This window comes from Streptomyces purpureus (assembly GCF_014648195.1).
GTDB classification, from domain to species: domain Bacteria; phylum Actinomycetota; class Actinomycetes; order Streptomycetales; family Streptomycetaceae; genus Streptomyces; species Streptomyces purpureus.
Genome location: NZ_BMQQ01000057.1, coordinates 1 through 15,846, shown reverse-complemented (window position 1 = coordinate 15,846; position 15,846 = coordinate 1). Strand labels below are relative to the sequence as shown.

Genomic DNA, 15,846 nt, shown 5'->3' with positions numbered 1-15,846 from the left:
TGGACCGGCCACTGCCCCACCTGCCGACAACCCACCCCGTGGCAGTCCTACGACACCGCCTAACAAAGCACTACTAGCCGAGGCGGTCGAGCAGCGCCGGGAGCGCCGTCCCGATCGGCTCCCGGACGATCTCGGCGGCGAGCCCGTCGTACGGCGTCGGCTCGGCGTTCACCACGATCAGCCGCGCCCCGGCCTCGGCCGCGATCCCGGCGAGGGAGGCCGCCGGCTGCACCTGAAGGCTGGTCCCCACCGCGATGAACACCTCGGCCGCCTTGGCGATCGCCATCGCCTCGCCGAGCACCACCGGATCGAGCCGCTGCCCGAACATCACCGTCGCCGACTTCAGGATCCCGCCGCACGCCCGGCACGGCGGATCCGCCTCGCCGGCCCGGACCCGCTCCAGCGCCTCCTCCATGGAGGACCGGGCGTGACAGCCGGTGCACACCACCGCCCGTGCGGTGCCGTGGAGTTCGAGGACCTTGCGGTCCGGCAGACCGGCCAGCTGATGCAGCCCGTCCACGTTCTGCGTGATCACCCGCACCGCGAACCCGGGCGCCTTGTCCAGCGCGGCGACCGCGCGGTGCGCGGCGTTCGGCTCGGCCCGCAGCGTCGTGGCGTCCCGCCGCATCACCCAGGCACGGCGCCGGACCTCGGGGTCGGCCATGTAGTACGCGTACGTCACGAGCTTCTCGGCCTCGGGTTCGCGCCGCCACAGTCCGTTCGGCCCGCGGTAGTCGGGAATGCCGGAGTCGGTGGAGATCCCGGCCCCGCTGAGGATCGCGACGAGAGTCATACGGCGAGCGTAGGCACCGCCCCTGGCGCCCCGCTAACGGATTACCCGCGCACCGGGACGCCCGCGCGGGCGGCGCCGGTCAGCGCGGCGGGAGGCCGTTCTCCAGCTCCACAGCGCCCGTGCCCGCGGTCACCGCGTCCAGGGCCGCGACGACGCGGCGGCCCAGCGGCTCGGGCAGGTACGCCAGAAGCTCGTCGCGGGGGACCAGCTTCCAGGACAGCAGCTCCTCGGCCTGGAGCCGGATCGCCGCGAACTGCTCCGCGGACAGCACCCCGCCGTCGAAGACATAGGCGGTGAGCGGGGGCCGACCCGGCCCCGGCACCCAGTCGACCGCGAGGAGCCGGCCCAGCTCCACGTCAAGACCGATCTCCTCCGCCGTCTCCCGGCGGGCCGCCTGGCGCGGCGTCTCGCCCTCGTCGGACTCGATCGTGCCGCCCGGCAGCGCCCAGCCCTCGCGGTAGTTGGGCTCGACCAGCAGGACGCGCCCCTCGGCGTCCCGGAACAGCGCGGCGGCACCGGCCAGCACACGGGGCAGACTGGCGATGTACGTAGCGTAATCGGTGGTGGTCACGCGGTCAGACTAGCCGGAGGCCAACCGCAGGGTGCGCGAGGACAGTTCACTGATCCGCACCCCGTCGAAGCCGAACACCGCGCTGCGCACCCGGTCCTCCAGCGGATCCGACCACTGCGGCGGGATCGCCGACGCGCCGCACATCACCCCGGCCACCGAGCCGGCCGTCGCCCCGTTGGAGTCGGTGTCCAGACCGCCCCGGACGGTCAGCGTGATGGTCCGGGTGAAGTCGCCGTCGCCGTACAGCAGCCCGGCGGTGATCACCGCCGCGTTGGGCACCGTGTGGATCCAGCCGAGGCTCCCGGTCTGAGCCGCCAGCTCGGCGAGCGCGTCCTCCCACGCGACACCGGCCTCGTGCAGCGCGACCGTGTGCCGGACCGTACGGGCCAGCCTGCTGCTCGCCGGGATCCGCTCCAGCGCCCCCTCGACCGCCTCCCGGGGCCCCGCCGCGGTGAACGCGGCCGCGATCAGGGCCGCCGCCCACATCGCCCCGTACACGCCGTTGCCCGTGTGCGAGAGCGCCGCGTCCCGGCGGGCGAGCGCGGCGGCCCGGCGCGGATCGCCGGGCGAGGTCCAGCCGAAGATGTCGGCGCGGATCAGCGCGCCGATCCACTCCTGGTACGGATTGTCGTAGGTGGCGGTGAGCGGCGGGGCCAGCCCGTTCGCCAGATTGCGGTAGGCGGCCCGCTCGGCAGTGAACGTCTGCAGATACGGCAGCCGCAGCAGCCACAGCTCACCGACCTGCTCGGTGGTGAACTGGAATCCGCGGGTCTCCAGCAGATGCAGCCCGAGGATCGAGTAGTCGATGTCGTCGTCCCGGCAGCTGCCGTGGATCCGCCCCCGCACACACTGCGGCCACTCCGGCCGCAGCTCGAAGCCGGTCGCCTCGACCGGGGGAGGGGGCAGGTAGTCGGTGAGCGGCAGCGCCTCGGTCAGCCGCAGATAGCGGTCGATCCGCTCCGGTGTCCAGTGCTCCCCGCGCTCCACGGGCTTGCCGAGCATGTTCCCGGCGATCCGCCCGGTCCAGCCGCCCAGGATCCGGTCGGCGAGCCCCGGCCCGGCGCCCCGGCCCGCCCGCCGCCCGGGCGCCTCGTCCGGCCCGCGCTCGTCCGGCTCCCGCTCCTCGGGCACCCAGTCCGCCGGATCCCGGCCGTCCGCCGTCGGGGTCCGTACGAGATGCTCCGTCCTGTGAGGGCCCATATCTCCGGTGTACCGAATGAACGGCCGGAGCGCGCGGCGGTGGCCCGGGACCAGGTTTGATCGATCGTTTCGCCGCCCGATCGCCCCCCTATGGTGCGGAATATCGTCCTATGAGGGGGTGGCACGTGGTCTGACGGTGCGGATAGGGTCAGCTCGGCGCGACTGCCTGTTCGAAAGCAAGGGATGCAAGGTGACGGACGGAGCAGTAACTGAGGTCGCACGCGTGCTCGTCGCGGCCGACAAGTTCAAGGGTTCGCTCACGGCCGTACAGGTCGCGGAGCGGGTCACAGCAGGTCTGCGACGGGTCGTCCCGGAGCTCGAAGTGGAGACCCTGCCCGTCGCGGACGGCGGCGACGGCACGGTCGCGGCCGCGGTCGCGGCGGGTTTCGAACGCCGTGAGGTACGGGTCACCGGACCGCTCGGCGAGCCGGTCACGGCCGCGTACGCACTGCGTGGGCAGACGGCCGTCGTCGAGATGGCCGAGGCCTCCGGCCTCCAGCTGCTGCCCCCCGGCGTCTTCGCGCCGCTCACGTCGACGACGTACGGCTCCGGAGAGCTGCTGAGGGCCGCCCTGGACGCCGGTGCGCGCACCATCGTCTTCGGCGTCGGCGGCAGCGCCACCACGGACGGCGGGGCCGGCATGCTCGCTGCCCTCGGCGGCCGCTTCTTGGACGCCTCCGGCGAGCCGGTCGGCCCCGGCGGTGCGGCCCTGGCCGATCTCGCCACCGCCGACCTCTCCGGCCTCGACCCCCGCTTCCGGGACGTCGACCTGACGCTCGCCAGCGACGTCGACAACCCGCTCACCGGCCCCAAGGGCGCCCCGGCGGTCTACGGCCCGCAGAAGGGCGCCTCGCCCGACGACGTGGCCACCCTGGACGCCGCGCTGAGCCACTTCGTGACCGTCCTGGAGAAGGCCATCGGGCCCAAGGCCGCCGAGTGCGCGGTCGCGCCCGGAGCGGGCGGCGCGGGCGGCATCGGGTACGGCGCGCTGGTCGGCCTCGACGCGAGCTTCCGCCCGGGCATCGAGCTGATGCTGGAGGTGCTGGGCTTCGCCCCCGCCCTGGCGCGGGCCACCCTGGTCATCACCGGCGAGGGTTCCCTCGACGAGCAGACCCTGCACGGCAAGGCCCCGGCCGGGGTCGCCGCGGCGGCCCGCGAGGCCGGCATCGACGTGGTCGCCGTCTGCGGCCGCCTCGCCCTGCCGCAGCAGGCCCTCGAAACGGCCGGCATCCGCCGCGCCTACCCGCTCAGCGACCTGGAGCCGGACCCGGCGAAGTCCATCCCGGGCGCCGGCCCGCTCCTCGAAGAGGTGGCCGCGAACATCGCCCGGGACTTCCTGGCATAGGGCACAGCGGTACGCGAGAAGGGCCCGGGTGCGTCGCACCCGGGCCCTTCTCCTGTCTGCGCCGGCGTTACGGCAGCTGCGCCGCCCGGGCCTCCGCCCGTGCCTCGCGGCTCTCACGGCGGTTGCCCCGGAAGGTGTTCACCCGGCGGGCCGTCGCGAAGAGCGGGATCACCGCGCCCAGGACCACCTGGAGCGCGCAGCCGGCCTGGAGCAGCATCTGGCCGCCGGGCGCGTCGAACGCCCACGCCGCCAGCATGCCCATCGCGCCCACGATCCAGCTGAGCATCGCCACCGCGAGGATGCCCCGCGGCTTGGGGTACTCGACCCGGCTCACCATCAGCCAGGCCACCCCGATGATCGCCAGCAGCGTCGGGACGAACGGCAGCTCGAGGAGGACGATCGAGACCACGGTCAGCGCGCCGAAGGGGCTCGGCATGCCCTGGAACATGCCGTCCTTCATGGTCACGCACGAGAATCTCGCGAGCCGCAGCACCACCGCGAGGAGGACCACGATCGCGGCCACCGCGGAGACCTTCTGCTGCAGGGGATGGTCCGCGACCATTCCGTACACCAGGACGAAGTAGGCCGGGGCCAGACCGAAGCTGATCAGGTCCGACAGGTTGTCGAGCTCGGCGCCCATCGGGGACGAGCGCAGCTTGCGCGCCACGATGCCGTCGAAGAGGTCGAAGATCGCCGCGGCCAGCATCAGGACCACGGCGGTGGCGGCGCTGTTGCGCGCCATGCCGGTCTCGGTGCTGCCCGTGAGGTGCGGGATGAGGATGCCGGTGGTGGTGAAGTACACCGCCATGAAGCCACACGTGGCGTTACCGAGCGTGAGGGCGTCCGCTATGGACAGCCTCAGCGACAGCGGCATCTCCTCGGCCTCTTCCGCGGCTTCCGCCTCGGCGACCCAGCCGGTCTGGGCCTCAGGATCAATCACGGTCAATGCGAGTCACCCCTGCGGTCGTGGTCTGACCGACCTCGACAGCGACGTCGACACCTTCCGGAAGGTAGATGTCGACACGCGACCCGAAGCGGATCAGACCGATGCGCTCGCCCTGCTCGACCTTGGTCCCCTGGGGGATGTACGGCACGATGCGCCGGGCGACCGCTCCCGCGATCTGCACCATCTCGATGTCGCCGAGCTCGGTGTCGAAGTGCCAGACAACGCGCTCGTTGTTCTCGCTCTCCTTGTTGAACGCCGGGACGAACCCGCCCGGGATGTGCTCCACGGAGGTCACCGTGCCGGCCAGCGGCGCACGGTTGACGTGGACGTTGAGCGGGCTCATGAAGATGGCGACCCGGGTGCGTCCGTCCTTCCACGGCATGATGCTCTGCACCACACCGTCGGCGGGCGAGATGACCCGGCCCTGAGCGATCTCACGCTCGGGGTCGCGGAAGAACCACAGCATGCCCGCCGCCAGCGCGGTGGTGGGCACGGCGATGGCCGCGGCACGCCGCGACCTGCGCGAACGCGCGAGGCTCAGCGCCGCGGTGGCGACGGTCGGCAGAAGCCACGGCGATGCTCCGCGTGCGATGCGTACGCCGAGGAGGCTGTCGCGAGGTGCAGAGGTTTGGCTGTGGGGCATGGATGACCTTCGTAGCGGATGATGCCGCACTGGCAACGGGGGACGGCGGCTTTCCGGCGATGCTATCGGTTGCGAGCCGCAACTGGGCAAGCCAGAAGCCGAGTCGGTCGGCCGGAAACCCTCGGCAAATGCTGTCAGGGTGTGATCTTCTTCGCGGCCGAACCGACTCAAAAGCGACAATCAACCCTGGAAGCGGTACTCCTCGAGCAGCCGGCGACCGATGATCATTTTCTGGATCTCGGCGGTACCTTCACCGATGAGCAGCATCGGAGCCTCGCGGTAGAGGCGCTCGATCTCGTACTCCTTCGAGAAGCCGTATCCGCCATGAATACGGAACGCGTCCTCCACGACTTCCTTGCAGTATTCGGAGGCGAGGTACTTCGCCATCCCTGCTTCGAGGTCGTTTCGTTCCCCGGAGTCCTTTTTGCGTGCTGCGTTCACCATCATGGCATGAGCGGCCTCGACCTTGGTAGCCATCTCGGCGAGCTTGAACTGAATGGCCTGGTGCTGGGCGATCGGCTTGCCGAAAGTGTGACGCTGCTGGGCATACGAGACACCCAGCTCGAACGCACGCTGTGCGACGCCGCAGCCACGGGCCGCGACATTGACGCGGCCGACCTCCACGCCGTCCATCATTTGGTAAAACCCTCGGCCGGTGGTTCCGCCGAGGACTCGATTGGCCGGAATGCGCAGTCCGTCCATGATGAGCTCGGTGGTGTCGACACCCTTGTAACCCATCTTGTCGATCTTCCCCGGGATGGTGAGACCCGGACGGACCTCTCCGAAGCCCGGCTCCTTCTCGACGAGGAAGGTCGTCATCGACTTGTGGGGGGCGGTCCCCTCGGGGTGTCCTTCGTCACTTCGGACGAGAACGGCCACCAGCGTTGACGTTCCGCCGTTGGTCAGCCACATCTTCTGGCCGTTCAGGACGTACTCGTCGCCGTCCTTCACCGCCTTCGACGTGATCGCCGACACATCGGAACCGAGAGCGGGCTCCGACATCGAGAACGCGCCACGCGTCTCGCCGGCCGCCATCCGCGGCAGGAAGTAGTCCTTCTGCTCCTGCGTGCCGTGCTGCTTGAGCATGTACGCCACGATGAAGTGGGTGTTGATGATGCCGGAGACGGACATCCAGCCGCGGGCGATCTCCTCCACGCAGAGCGCGTAGGTGAGCAGCGACTCACCCAGACCCCCGTACTCCTCGGGGATCATCAGACCGAACACACCGAGCTCCTTGAGCCCGTCGACGATCTGCTGCGGGTACTCGTCGCGGTGCTCCAGCTCCGTGGCGACCGGGATGATCTCCTTGTCGACGAAGTCCCGGACGGTGGCGAGGATCTCCTGCTGCACATCGGTCAGACCATGGGTCTGGGCGAGTCGCGCCATGACTACTTCTCCGACTTCTTCGAAGGCTCGATCAGCTCCGGGCGGCCGGGCTGCTCGCCGCCGCGCTCCTTGATGTACGTCTCGGTGGGCACCATCACCTTGCGGCGGAAGACGCAGACCAGCGTGCCGTCCTGCTTGTAGCCCTTGGTCTCGACGTAGACGATGCCGCGGTCGTTCTTCGACTTCGAGGGGGTCTTGTCGAGGACCGTGGTCTCGCCGTAGATGGTGTCGCCGTGGAAGGTCGGCGCCACGTGCCGCAGCGACTCGATCTCCAGGTTGGCGATCGCCTTGCCCGAGACGTCCGGCACGGACATGCCGAGCAGCAGCGAGTAGATGTAGTTGCCCACCACGACGTTCTTGCCGAAGTCCGTCGTGTTCTCCGCATAGTTGACGTCCATGTGGAGCGGGTGGTGGTTCATCGTCAGCAGACAGAAGAGGTGGTCGTCGTACTCGGTGACCGTCTTTCCGGGCCAGTGCTTGTAGACGGCGCCGACTTCGAACTCTTCGTAGGTGCGGCCGAACTGCATGGGTCTTACGCCTCCGGGATCTCGAACTTCGACGTGCGCTGCATACCGGCGGCGCGTCCCTTGCCGGAGATGACCAGGGCCATCTTGCGGCTGGCCTCGTCGATCATCTCGTCGCCGAGCATCGCCGAGCCCTTCTTCCCGCCCGCCTCGGAGGTGTAGTAGTCGTACGCGTCCAGGATCAGCTCGGCGTGGTCGAAGTCCTCCTGCGACGGCGAGAAGATCTCGTTGGCGGCGTCGACCTGGCCGGGGTGCAGCACCCACTTGCCGTCGAAGCCCAGGGCCGCGGCGCGCTGAGCGACCGCCTTGTAGCCCTCGACGTTCTTGATCTGCAGGTAGGGGCCGTCGATCGCCTGGAGGTTGTTGGCGCGGGCGGCCATAAGGATCTTCATCAGGATGTAGTGGTAGGCGTCCGCCGGGTAGCCGGGCGGCTGCTCGCCGACGACCAGCGACTTCATGTTGATGGAGGCCATGAAGTCGGCCGGGCCGAAGATGATCGTCTCGACGCGCGGGGAGGCCTGCGCGATCGCGTTGACGTTGTTGAGGCCCTGGGCGTTCTCGATCTGCGCCTCGATGCCGATCTTGCCCACCTCGAAGCCCATCGTCTTCTCGATCTGGGTGAGCAGCAGGTCGAGCGCGACGATCTGCTGGGCGTCCTGGACCTTCGGCAGCATGATGCAGTCGAGGTTCTGGCCGGCGCCCTCGACGACGGTGACGACGTCACGGTACGTCCAGTGGGTCGTCCAGTCGTTGACCCGGACGACGCGGGTCTTACCGGTCCAGTCGCCCTCGTTGAGGAACTTCACGATGGTGTGGCGGGCCTCGGGCTTGGCCAGCGGCGCGCAGGCGTCCTCCAGGTCCAGGAAGACCTGATCGGCGGCGAGGCCCTGGGCCTTCTCCAGGAAGCGCGGGTTGGAGCCGGGGACGGCGAGGCAGGAGCGGCGCGGCCGAAGCCGGTTTGAATCCGAGGCGCCGGGCGCGAAGCGACCGTCAGGCAGGGCGGTGGTGGGAGACGGGTCGGGCGTCATGCGGGGACCTCCAGAGGGTCGAGCTTGTTCGCTTTCCGGATCTCGTCGACGATACGGCCGATGATCTCCGTGATCCCGAAGTCCTTCGGGGTGAAGACGGCGGCCACACCCGCTCGCTTCAGATCTGCGGCGTCGGCGTTCGGAATGATCCCGCCGACGATGACCGGAATGTCCGAGGCGCCCGCCTCGCGCAGCCGGTTCAGCACGTCCGGCACCAGCTCCGCGTGCGAGCCGGACAGGATGGACAGGCCCACGCAGTGCACGTCCTCCGCGAGCGCGGCGTTCACGATCTGCTCGGGGGTGAGCCGTATGCCCTGGTAGACGACCTCGAAGCCGGCGTCACGCGCGCGTACGGCGATCTGCTCGGCGCCGTTGGAGTGCCCGTCCAGGCCCGGCTTGCCCACCAGGAGCCGAAGCCGCCCCGAGCCGAGCTCGTCGGCCGTACGGGTCACCTTCTCGCGGACCAGGGCCAGCGGCGTGCCCTGCTCGGCCGTCACAGCGACCGGGGCCGACGAGACGCCCGTGGGGGCCCGGAACTCGCCGAAGACGTCCCGCAGCGCCCAGGACCACTCGCCGGTGGTGACCCCCGCACGGGCGCACTCCAGCGTCGCCTCGAAGAGGTTGCCGTCCCCGGCCGCCGTCGCCTTCAGCGCCGCGAGGGCCTCCTGGGCGCGCGGCTCGTCCCGGTTGTCCCGCCACTCGTGGAGCTTCGCGACCACCCGCGCCTCGTTCGCCGGGTCGACGGTCATGATCGCCGTGTCGAGGTCCGCGGTGAGCGGGTTCTCCTCGGTCGTCTCGAAGATGTTCACGCCGACGATCTTCTCGTCGCCGGCCTCGATCCGGGCGCGCCGCTCGGCGTGCGAGGAGACCAGCTGGGACTTGAGATATCCCGACTCGACGGCGGCCATCGCGCCGCCCATCTCCTGGATCCGGTCGATCTCCGCCAGGCACTCGGTGACCAGCGCCTCCACCTTCGCCTCGATGACGTGCGAGCCGGCGAAGATGTCGTCGTACTCCAGCAGGTCCGACTCGTGCGCCAGGACCTGCTGGATGCGCAGCGACCACTGCTGGTCCCACGGCCGCGGCAGCCCCAGCGCCTCGTTCCAGGCCGGCAGCTGCACGGCACGCGCGCGTGCGTCCTTGGAGAGCGTCACGGCCAGCATCTCCAGCACGATCCGCTGGACGTTGTTCTCCGGCTGGGCCTCGGTCAGACCGAGCGAGTTGACCTGGACGCCGTAGCGGAACCGGCGCTGCTTGGCGTCCTCGATCCCGTACCGCTCCCGGGTGACCTTGTCCCAGATACGGCCGAAGGCGCGCATCTTGCACATCTCCTCGATGAAGCGGACGCCCGCGTTCACGAAGAAGGAGATGCGCGCCACGACCTCACCCTTGCGGTCTTCGGGGACCTGGCCGGAGGCGAAGACCGCGTCCAGCACCGCGATGGCGGTGGACATCGCGTACGAGATCTCCTGGACCGGAGTGGCCCCCGCCTCCTGCAGGTGGTAGCTGCAGATGTTGATCGGGTTCCACTTCGGGATGTGGTTCACCGTGTAGGTGATCATGTCCGTCGTCAGCCGCAGCGACGGGCCGGGCGGGAAGACGTGCGTCCCGCGCGACAGGTACTCCTTCACGATGTCGTTCTGGGTGGTGCCCTGGAGCCTGGAGATGTCCGCGCCCTGCTCCTCGGCCACCACCTGGTAGAGCGCCAGCAGCCACATCGCCGTGGCGTTGATGGTCATCGAGGTGTTCATCTGCTCCAGGGGGATGTCCTGGAACAGCCGGCGCATGTCACCGAGGTGCGAGACCGGCACCCCGACCCGGCCGACCTCGCCGCGGGCGAGGATGTGGTCGGGGTCGTAGCCGGTCTGTGTCGGCAGGTCGAACGCGACCGACAGACCTGTCTGGCCCTTGGCGAGGTTGCGCCGGTACAGCTCGTTGGACGCCTCGGCGGTCGAGTGACCGGCGTAGGTCCGCATGAGCCACGGCCGGTCCTTCTGACGCTCTGTCATGACGGGTGTCTCGCCTCTCAGATGTTCCGGAAGCGGTTGATGGCGTCGATGTGCTTGTCGCGCATCTCCTGGTCGCGCACGCCCAGGCCCTCCTCGGGGGAGAGGCAGAGCACGCCGACCTTGCCCTGGTGGAGGTTGCGGTGGACGTCGTAGGCGGCCTGTCCGGTGTCCTCCAGGGAGTAGACCTTGGAGAGCGTCGGGTGGATCTTGCCCTTGGCGATCAGCCGGTTGGCCTCCCAGGCCTCGCGGTAGTTGGCGAAGTGCGAGCCGATGATGCGCTTGAGGGACATCCACAGGTAGCGGTTGTCGTACTGGTGCATGTAGCCCGAGGTCGAGGCACAGGTGGTGATGGTGCCGCCCTTGCGGGTGACGTAGACGCTGGCGCCGAAGGTCTCGCGCCCGGGGTGCTCGAAGACGATGTCGATGTCCTCGCCGCCGGTGAGCTCGCGGATGCGCTTGCCGAAGCGCTTCCACTCCTTGGGGTCCTGGGTCTGCTCGTCCTTCCAGAACTTGTAGCCCTCGGCGTTGCGGTCGATGACCGCCTCGGCGCCCATGGACCGGCAGATCTCGGCCTTCTCGGGGGAGGAGACGACACAGATCGGGTTGGCGCCGCCGGCCAGCGCGAACTGGGTGGCGTACGAACCGAGGCCGCCGCTCGCGCCCCAGATCAGGACGTTGTCGCCCTGCTTCATGGCGGCGCCGTTGCGGGAGACCAGCTGGCGGTAGGCGGTGGAGTTGACCAGGCCGGGCGCCGCCGCCTCCTCCCAGCTGAGGTGGTCCGGCTTGGGCATCAGCTGGTTGGACTTGACCAGGGCGATCTGCGCGAGGCCGCCGAAGTTGGTCTCGAAGCCCCAGATGCGCTGCTCGGGGTCGAGCATCGTGTCGTTGTGGCCGTCCGAGGACTCCAGCTCGACGGACAGGCAGTGCGCGACGACCTCGTCGCCCGGCTTCCAGGAGTTGACGCCCGGGCCGGTGCGCAGCACGACGCCCGCGAGGTCGGAGCCGATGATGTGGTACGGCAGGTCGTGGCGCTTGGTGAGCTCGGAGAGGCGTCCGTAGCGCTCCAGGAAGCCGAAGGTCGACACCGGCTCGAAGATCGAGGTCCAGACCGAGTTGTAGTTCACGGAGCTGGCCATCACGGCGACCAGGGCCTCGCCCGGGCCGAGCTCCGGGACCGGGACCTCGTCGAGGTGGATCGACTTGCGCGGGTCCTTCTCGCGGGTGGTGAGACCGGCGAACATCTCGGTCTCGTCCTTGTGCACGGTCACCGCGCGGTAGGACTCGGGCAGGGGCAGAGCGGCGAAGTCCGCGGACGTGGAGTCCGGCGACTGAATCGCGTCCAGGATTTCCTTCACGGGGTGCCTCCGGTGAATCGCGTCCCGGGAGGGGACGCCGAGGGGGAACATCGGGATGTGCTGTGGAGGTGTGCCGTCGGTTCGGCTGGGGTGGAGCTGGCAGCGCGGGGTGGTGCGCGGAAGTTGCCTGTGACGCAGGCGCCCGGGCGCACAAGCCGGGGGCTTGTGGGGACAGCCGGCGCACGAGGTGAACTCTGCGCGCCGACCGCCCGGACACCCTCAACGTATGGCACGCCGTGTCACCTGGCAAGGCACTGGGTGCCAACAATTTCACTCAGATGCAATCTGCTGGTCACAGATGAGCGATGATCGATCGGAGTGGCCCAAAAGGAGGCGCACAAAAACGGCGAAGGCCGCCCGAACCGGGCGGCCTTCGCCGTGCTGTCGCGGAGCGGATCAGCCGCTCTTGAGCGCCTGCCGGATCGTCCGCATGACCTCGTCCAGCGGCGCGTCCGTACGGGCCACCGCCACCAAAACCTCGCCCTCCGCGGAGGCCGTCGCAGCCCCGTCCACGGCGGCCGTGGCCGGCGCCGCGCTCGGCCGCCCGGCGCCTATCCCCGTACCGAAGGTGTCCCGCACGATCGCGAAGGCGTGGTCCAGCTGGGCCTCCACGTCGCCCTGGCCGCCCGCCCGCAGCCAGCGGCGCAGCACGTGGTTGTGGGCGGTGACCACCGCGGACGCGGCCACCTCCGCGAGCAGCGGGTCGTCGTTGCCGTCGTGGTGGTCCCGCTCGTCGAAGTGGCCCAGGAGATACCGCGTGAACAGCCGCTCGTAGCGGGCCACCGAGGCGATCTCCCGCTCCCGCAGGGTCGGCACCTCACGGGTCAGCCGGTAGCGCTCGACCGACACCGCCGGCGAGGCCGCGTACATCTTCATGACTTCCTTGATGCCCCGGCAGACCGTGTCCAGCGGATGCTCGTGCGCCGGCGCGGCGTTGAGCACCGCCTCCGCCCGCACCAGCGTGTCGTCGTGGTCCGGGAAGATCGCCTCTTCCTTCGAGCGGAAGTGCCGGAAGAACGTCCGGCGGGCGACGCCTGCTGCGGCGGCGATCTCGTCGACCGTCGTCGCCTCGTAGCCCTTCGTCGCGAACAGTTCCATGGCCGCCGCCGCCAGTTCGCGGCGCATTTTGAGCCGCTGGGCGGCGGCACGGGTGCTCGCGGCGGATTCCGGGGCGTCGGACGCGGACGTGGCACGGGGTGTCTTGGCGGGCTGGGACATGTCCTGAACGTACTGCATTCGTGCAGGAGAGCGCGCCTGCGGGGCCGGGCCGCCCGAAGGACCGAGCAGCCCGCCCCATCCCGCCCCGGGATCAGCGGCGGGCATATTCGCGGAAGCCGCGCCCCGTCTTGCGGCCCAGGCAGCCCGCGGCCACCAGGTGCTCGAGCAGCGGCGCGGGCGCCAGGCCCGGGTCGCGGAACTCGCGGTGCAGCACCTGCTCGATGGCGAGCGACACGTCAAGCCCGACCACGTCGAGGAGCTCGAAGGGCCCCATCGGGTAGCCGCCGCCCAGCTTCATCGCCGCGTCGATCTCGTCCAGCGAGGCGTAGTGCTCCTGGACCATCTTGATCGCGTTGTTGAGGTACGGGAACAGCAGCGCGTTCACGATGAAGCCGGCCCGGTCGCCGCAGTCCACCGGGTGCTTCCTGATCTTCGTGGTGACCTCGCGGACCGTGGCGTGGACGTCGTCCGCGGTCAGGACCGTACGGACGATCTCGACCAGCTTCATCGCAGGGGCCGGGTTGAAGAAGTGCATCCCGATGACGTCCTGCGGGCGCGAGGTGGCCCGGGCGCAGGCGACCACCGGCAGCGAGGAGGTCGTGGTGGCGAGCACCGCGCCGGGCTTGCAGACCTTGTCGAGGGTGGCGAACAGCTGCTGCTTGATCTCCAGGTCCTCGGCGACGGCCTCCACGGCCAGGTCGACCTCGGCGAACGCGTCCAGCGAACCGGCCGGGGTGATCCGGGCCAGGGTCTCGTCCCGGACCTCGGCGGTCATCCGGCCCTTCTCGACCGAGCGGGCCAGGGACTTGGCGATCCGCGCCTTGGCGGTGTCGGCCTTCTCCTGCGAACGGGCCGCGAGGACGACGTCGTAGCCCGCCTTGGCGAAGACCTCGGCGATCCCGGAGGCCATCGTCCCGGATCCGGCCACGCCCACCGAGCGGATCTCGCGCCCGGCGCCCGCGGCCGCGGACTCCAGCGGGGTCAGCGCGTCACGGACGACGGCCGCGGAGCCCGGCGCCTCGTACGTGTAGAAGCCGCGGCCCGCCTTGCGGCCGGTCAGACCCGCCTCGCTGAGGTGCTTGAGGATGGGCGCCGGGGCGTGCAGCCGGTCGCCGGACTCGGCGTACATCGCCTCCAGGACGGTACGCGCGGTGTCGATGCCGACCAGGTCGAGCAGGGCCAGCGGCCCCATCGGCAGACCGCAGCCCAGCTTCATGGCTGCGTCGATGTCCTCACGGGAGGCGTACTTCGCCTCGTACATCGCGGCGGCCTGGTTGAGGTAGCCGAACAGCAGGCCGTCGGCGACGAAGCCGGGCCGGTCGCCGACCGCGACGGGCTCCTTGCCGAGCTCCTGCGCGAGCCGGGTGACCGCCTCGACGGCCGGCGGCGCGGTCAGCACCGAGGAGACCACCTCGACCAGCTTCATCGCCGGGGCCGGGTTGAAGAAGTGCAGTCCGACGACCCGCTCGGGGCGGGCCGACTCGGCGGCCAGCCGGGTCACCGACAGGGCGTTGGTGCCGGTGGCGAGGATGGCGTCGGGGCGGACGATCGCGTCCAGCGCGGCGAACACCTGCTGCTTGATCTCGTACGACTCCGGCACGACCTCGATGACGAGATCGGCGTCGGCGGCGGCGTGCAGGTCGGAGAAGGTACGGAACCGGGCGAGCACGTCGCTGCGCTCCTCCTCGGTGATCCGCTCACGGGCGACGGCGCGGGCGGTGGAGGCCTCCAGGGCGGCGACGGCCCGGCGGGCGGCGGCGTCGCTGATGTCGATGCCGATGACCTCACGGCCGGCCCGGGCCAGGACATCGGCGATACCGGTGCCCATCGTGCCAAGACCGACGACGGCGATGGTGGAGAGAGGGGTGTCCATCACGGGACTCCAGGGTGAGTGACGACTGAAGGCGAGGAGCGCGCGGACCGGCCGCCCGAAGGGCGGGCCGGGCACGGAAGGTGGAGATCGCGCCGATGCGCATCACAAGGGGTGCGGCGCATCGCGGAGAGGTGCGGATCGCGGTGAACAGGACGCGCGCCGAGCGCGGGCCGTCCTGCGAGGAACCGACGGACCCTGTCCCGGAGTCACGCCGTACACATGCCAAACCGACAAGCTCCCCGCGCGGCTGCGTCACCAGGCCGCCCGGAGTTTCGCGGGGTGTGTCCCGCTCACTTGAGATTAACCGGCGAGTAACGAGCGCGCCAGCCCTCGGGCGAGGTGGCCTGATGTGATCTGGATCGCCGGACGTATTCACCCGGATGCGTCGATACGCTGACCGTCATGGACGAGGAGTTCAGGTCACTCACCGACCGGCTGCGGGGCGAGGCCGCCGACGACCCGGCGGCGTACGAGCAGCTGGTCGCCACCGGGGACCAGGACCGGCTGGCCCAGGTCCTCACCGCCCCGCGCCAGCCCCTGTGGGCGCGCGAGCTCGCCGCGTTCCGGCTCGGGGTCGCCGGGGACCGGCGCGCCTTCGAGGCGCTCGTGCTGCTCCTCAACCATCGCGACCCCGAGCGCTGCGTCTCCGCCGCCCACGCCCTGACCCGGCTCGGCGACCCCCGCACGGCCCGGGCCGCCGCCGCCCTCGCCACCAACGAACTGCGCGTCGCCTACGCGCTGGTGCCGGTCCGGCTGCTCGCCGCACTGCGCGCCCCGGAGTCGCTGCCGGCGCTGCTGACCGTCCTGGAGCGCCGCCTGGCCCCCGAGGATCCGTACTGGCGCCTCGGTCTGGCCTGTGTGGAAGGGCTCGGCACCCTGGGCGACCGTCGGGCCCGCCCGCTGCTGATCGAGGCCGTGGCCCACCCCCGCCTGGGGCGGGCGGCGGAAGGGGCGT

The 15,846-nt window shown here is 70.3% G+C and carries 14 protein-coding genes; 2 read left to right on the top strand and 12 right to left on the bottom strand.

What is annotated here, in order from left to right; genetic code table 11:
• Positions 1-73: 73 nt before the first annotated feature.
• The 3 genes from IEZ01_RS33940 to IEZ01_RS33930 form a co-directional block, all read right to left on the bottom strand.
• Complete coding sequence (locus IEZ01_RS33940; protein ID WP_019890455.1) at positions 74-793, bottom strand: SIR2 family NAD-dependent protein deacylase; 720 nt, start codon at positions 791-793, stop codon at positions 74-76.
• 79 nt (positions 794-872) lie between these two features.
• Complete coding sequence (locus IEZ01_RS33935) at positions 873-1,364, bottom strand: NUDIX domain-containing protein (protein WP_019890456.1); 492 nt, start codon at positions 1,362-1,364, stop codon at positions 873-875.
• Positions 1,365-1,373: 9 nt separating this feature from the next.
• The gene (locus tag IEZ01_RS33930) at positions 1,374-2,564 is read right to left on the bottom strand and encodes an ADP-ribosylglycohydrolase family protein (RefSeq protein WP_229833352.1); all 1,191 of its coding nucleotides are present in this window, start codon (positions 2,562-2,564) and stop codon (positions 1,374-1,376) included.
• Between the two features lie 190 nt (positions 2,565-2,754).
• Here IEZ01_RS33930 and IEZ01_RS33925 point away from each other — a divergent pair, with 190 nt between their 5' ends.
• On the top strand, positions 2,755-3,909 hold the full coding sequence (locus tag IEZ01_RS33925) for a glycerate kinase (protein WP_028798143.1): 1,155 nt from the start codon (positions 2,755-2,757) through the stop codon (positions 3,907-3,909).
• Positions 3,910-3,976: 67 nt separating this feature from the next.
• Here the strand turns inward: IEZ01_RS33925 and pssA are convergent, their stop codons facing one another.
• From pssA to IEZ01_RS33880, 9 genes are all read right to left on the bottom strand, one after another.
• Positions 3,977-4,849 carry a CDP-diacylglycerol--serine O-phosphatidyltransferase gene (gene pssA, locus IEZ01_RS33920; protein ID WP_189205608.1) on the bottom strand — a complete coding sequence of 291 codons (873 nt, stop codon included), beginning with the start codon at positions 4,847-4,849 and terminating at the stop codon, positions 3,977-3,979.
• Complete coding sequence (locus IEZ01_RS33915; protein WP_028798144.1) at positions 4,842-5,498, bottom strand: phosphatidylserine decarboxylase; 657 nt, start codon at positions 5,496-5,498, stop codon at positions 4,842-4,844. The genes pssA and IEZ01_RS33915 overlap by 8 nt, the downstream gene beginning before the upstream one ends.
• A 180-nt stretch (positions 5,499-5,678) precedes the next feature.
• Positions 5,679-6,884, bottom strand: a complete 1,206-nt coding sequence (locus tag IEZ01_RS33910; RefSeq protein WP_019890461.1) for an acyl-CoA dehydrogenase family protein — start codon at positions 6,882-6,884, stop codon at positions 5,679-5,681.
• 2 nt (positions 6,885-6,886) lie between these two features.
• The gene (locus IEZ01_RS33905; protein WP_019890462.1) at positions 6,887-7,411 is read right to left on the bottom strand and encodes a MaoC family dehydratase; all 525 of its coding nucleotides are present in this window, start codon (positions 7,409-7,411) and stop codon (positions 6,887-6,889) included.
• 5 nt (positions 7,412-7,416) lie between these two features.
• Complete coding sequence (locus IEZ01_RS33900) at positions 7,417-8,436, bottom strand: HpcH/HpaI aldolase/citrate lyase family protein (protein WP_019890463.1); 1,020 nt, start codon at positions 8,434-8,436, stop codon at positions 7,417-7,419.
• Positions 8,433-10,445, bottom strand: a complete 2,013-nt coding sequence (locus tag IEZ01_RS33895; RefSeq protein WP_028798145.1) for an ethylmalonyl-CoA mutase — start codon at positions 10,443-10,445, stop codon at positions 8,433-8,435. Before IEZ01_RS33895 ends, IEZ01_RS33900 begins: the two co-directional genes overlap by 4 nt.
• Before the next feature lie 17 nt (positions 10,446-10,462).
• On the bottom strand, positions 10,463-11,800 hold the full coding sequence (ccrA, locus tag IEZ01_RS33890) for a crotonyl-CoA carboxylase/reductase (RefSeq protein WP_019890465.1): 1,338 nt from the start codon (positions 11,798-11,800) through the stop codon (positions 10,463-10,465).
• Positions 11,801-12,196: 396 nt separating this feature from the next.
• Positions 12,197-13,018, bottom strand: a complete 822-nt coding sequence (locus IEZ01_RS33885; RefSeq protein WP_019890466.1) for a TetR family transcriptional regulator — start codon at positions 13,016-13,018, stop codon at positions 12,197-12,199.
• Between the two features lie 91 nt (positions 13,019-13,109).
• Positions 13,110-14,891, bottom strand: a complete 1,782-nt coding sequence (locus IEZ01_RS33880; protein ID WP_019890467.1) for a 3-hydroxyacyl-CoA dehydrogenase family protein — start codon at positions 14,889-14,891, stop codon at positions 13,110-13,112.
• 402 nt (positions 14,892-15,293) lie between these two features.
• Between IEZ01_RS33880 and IEZ01_RS33875 the strand changes: the two genes are divergently transcribed.
• Positions 15,294-15,846: HEAT repeat domain-containing protein (locus IEZ01_RS33875; protein WP_189205606.1), on the top strand; the 553-nt coding region annotated here is incomplete at its 3' end.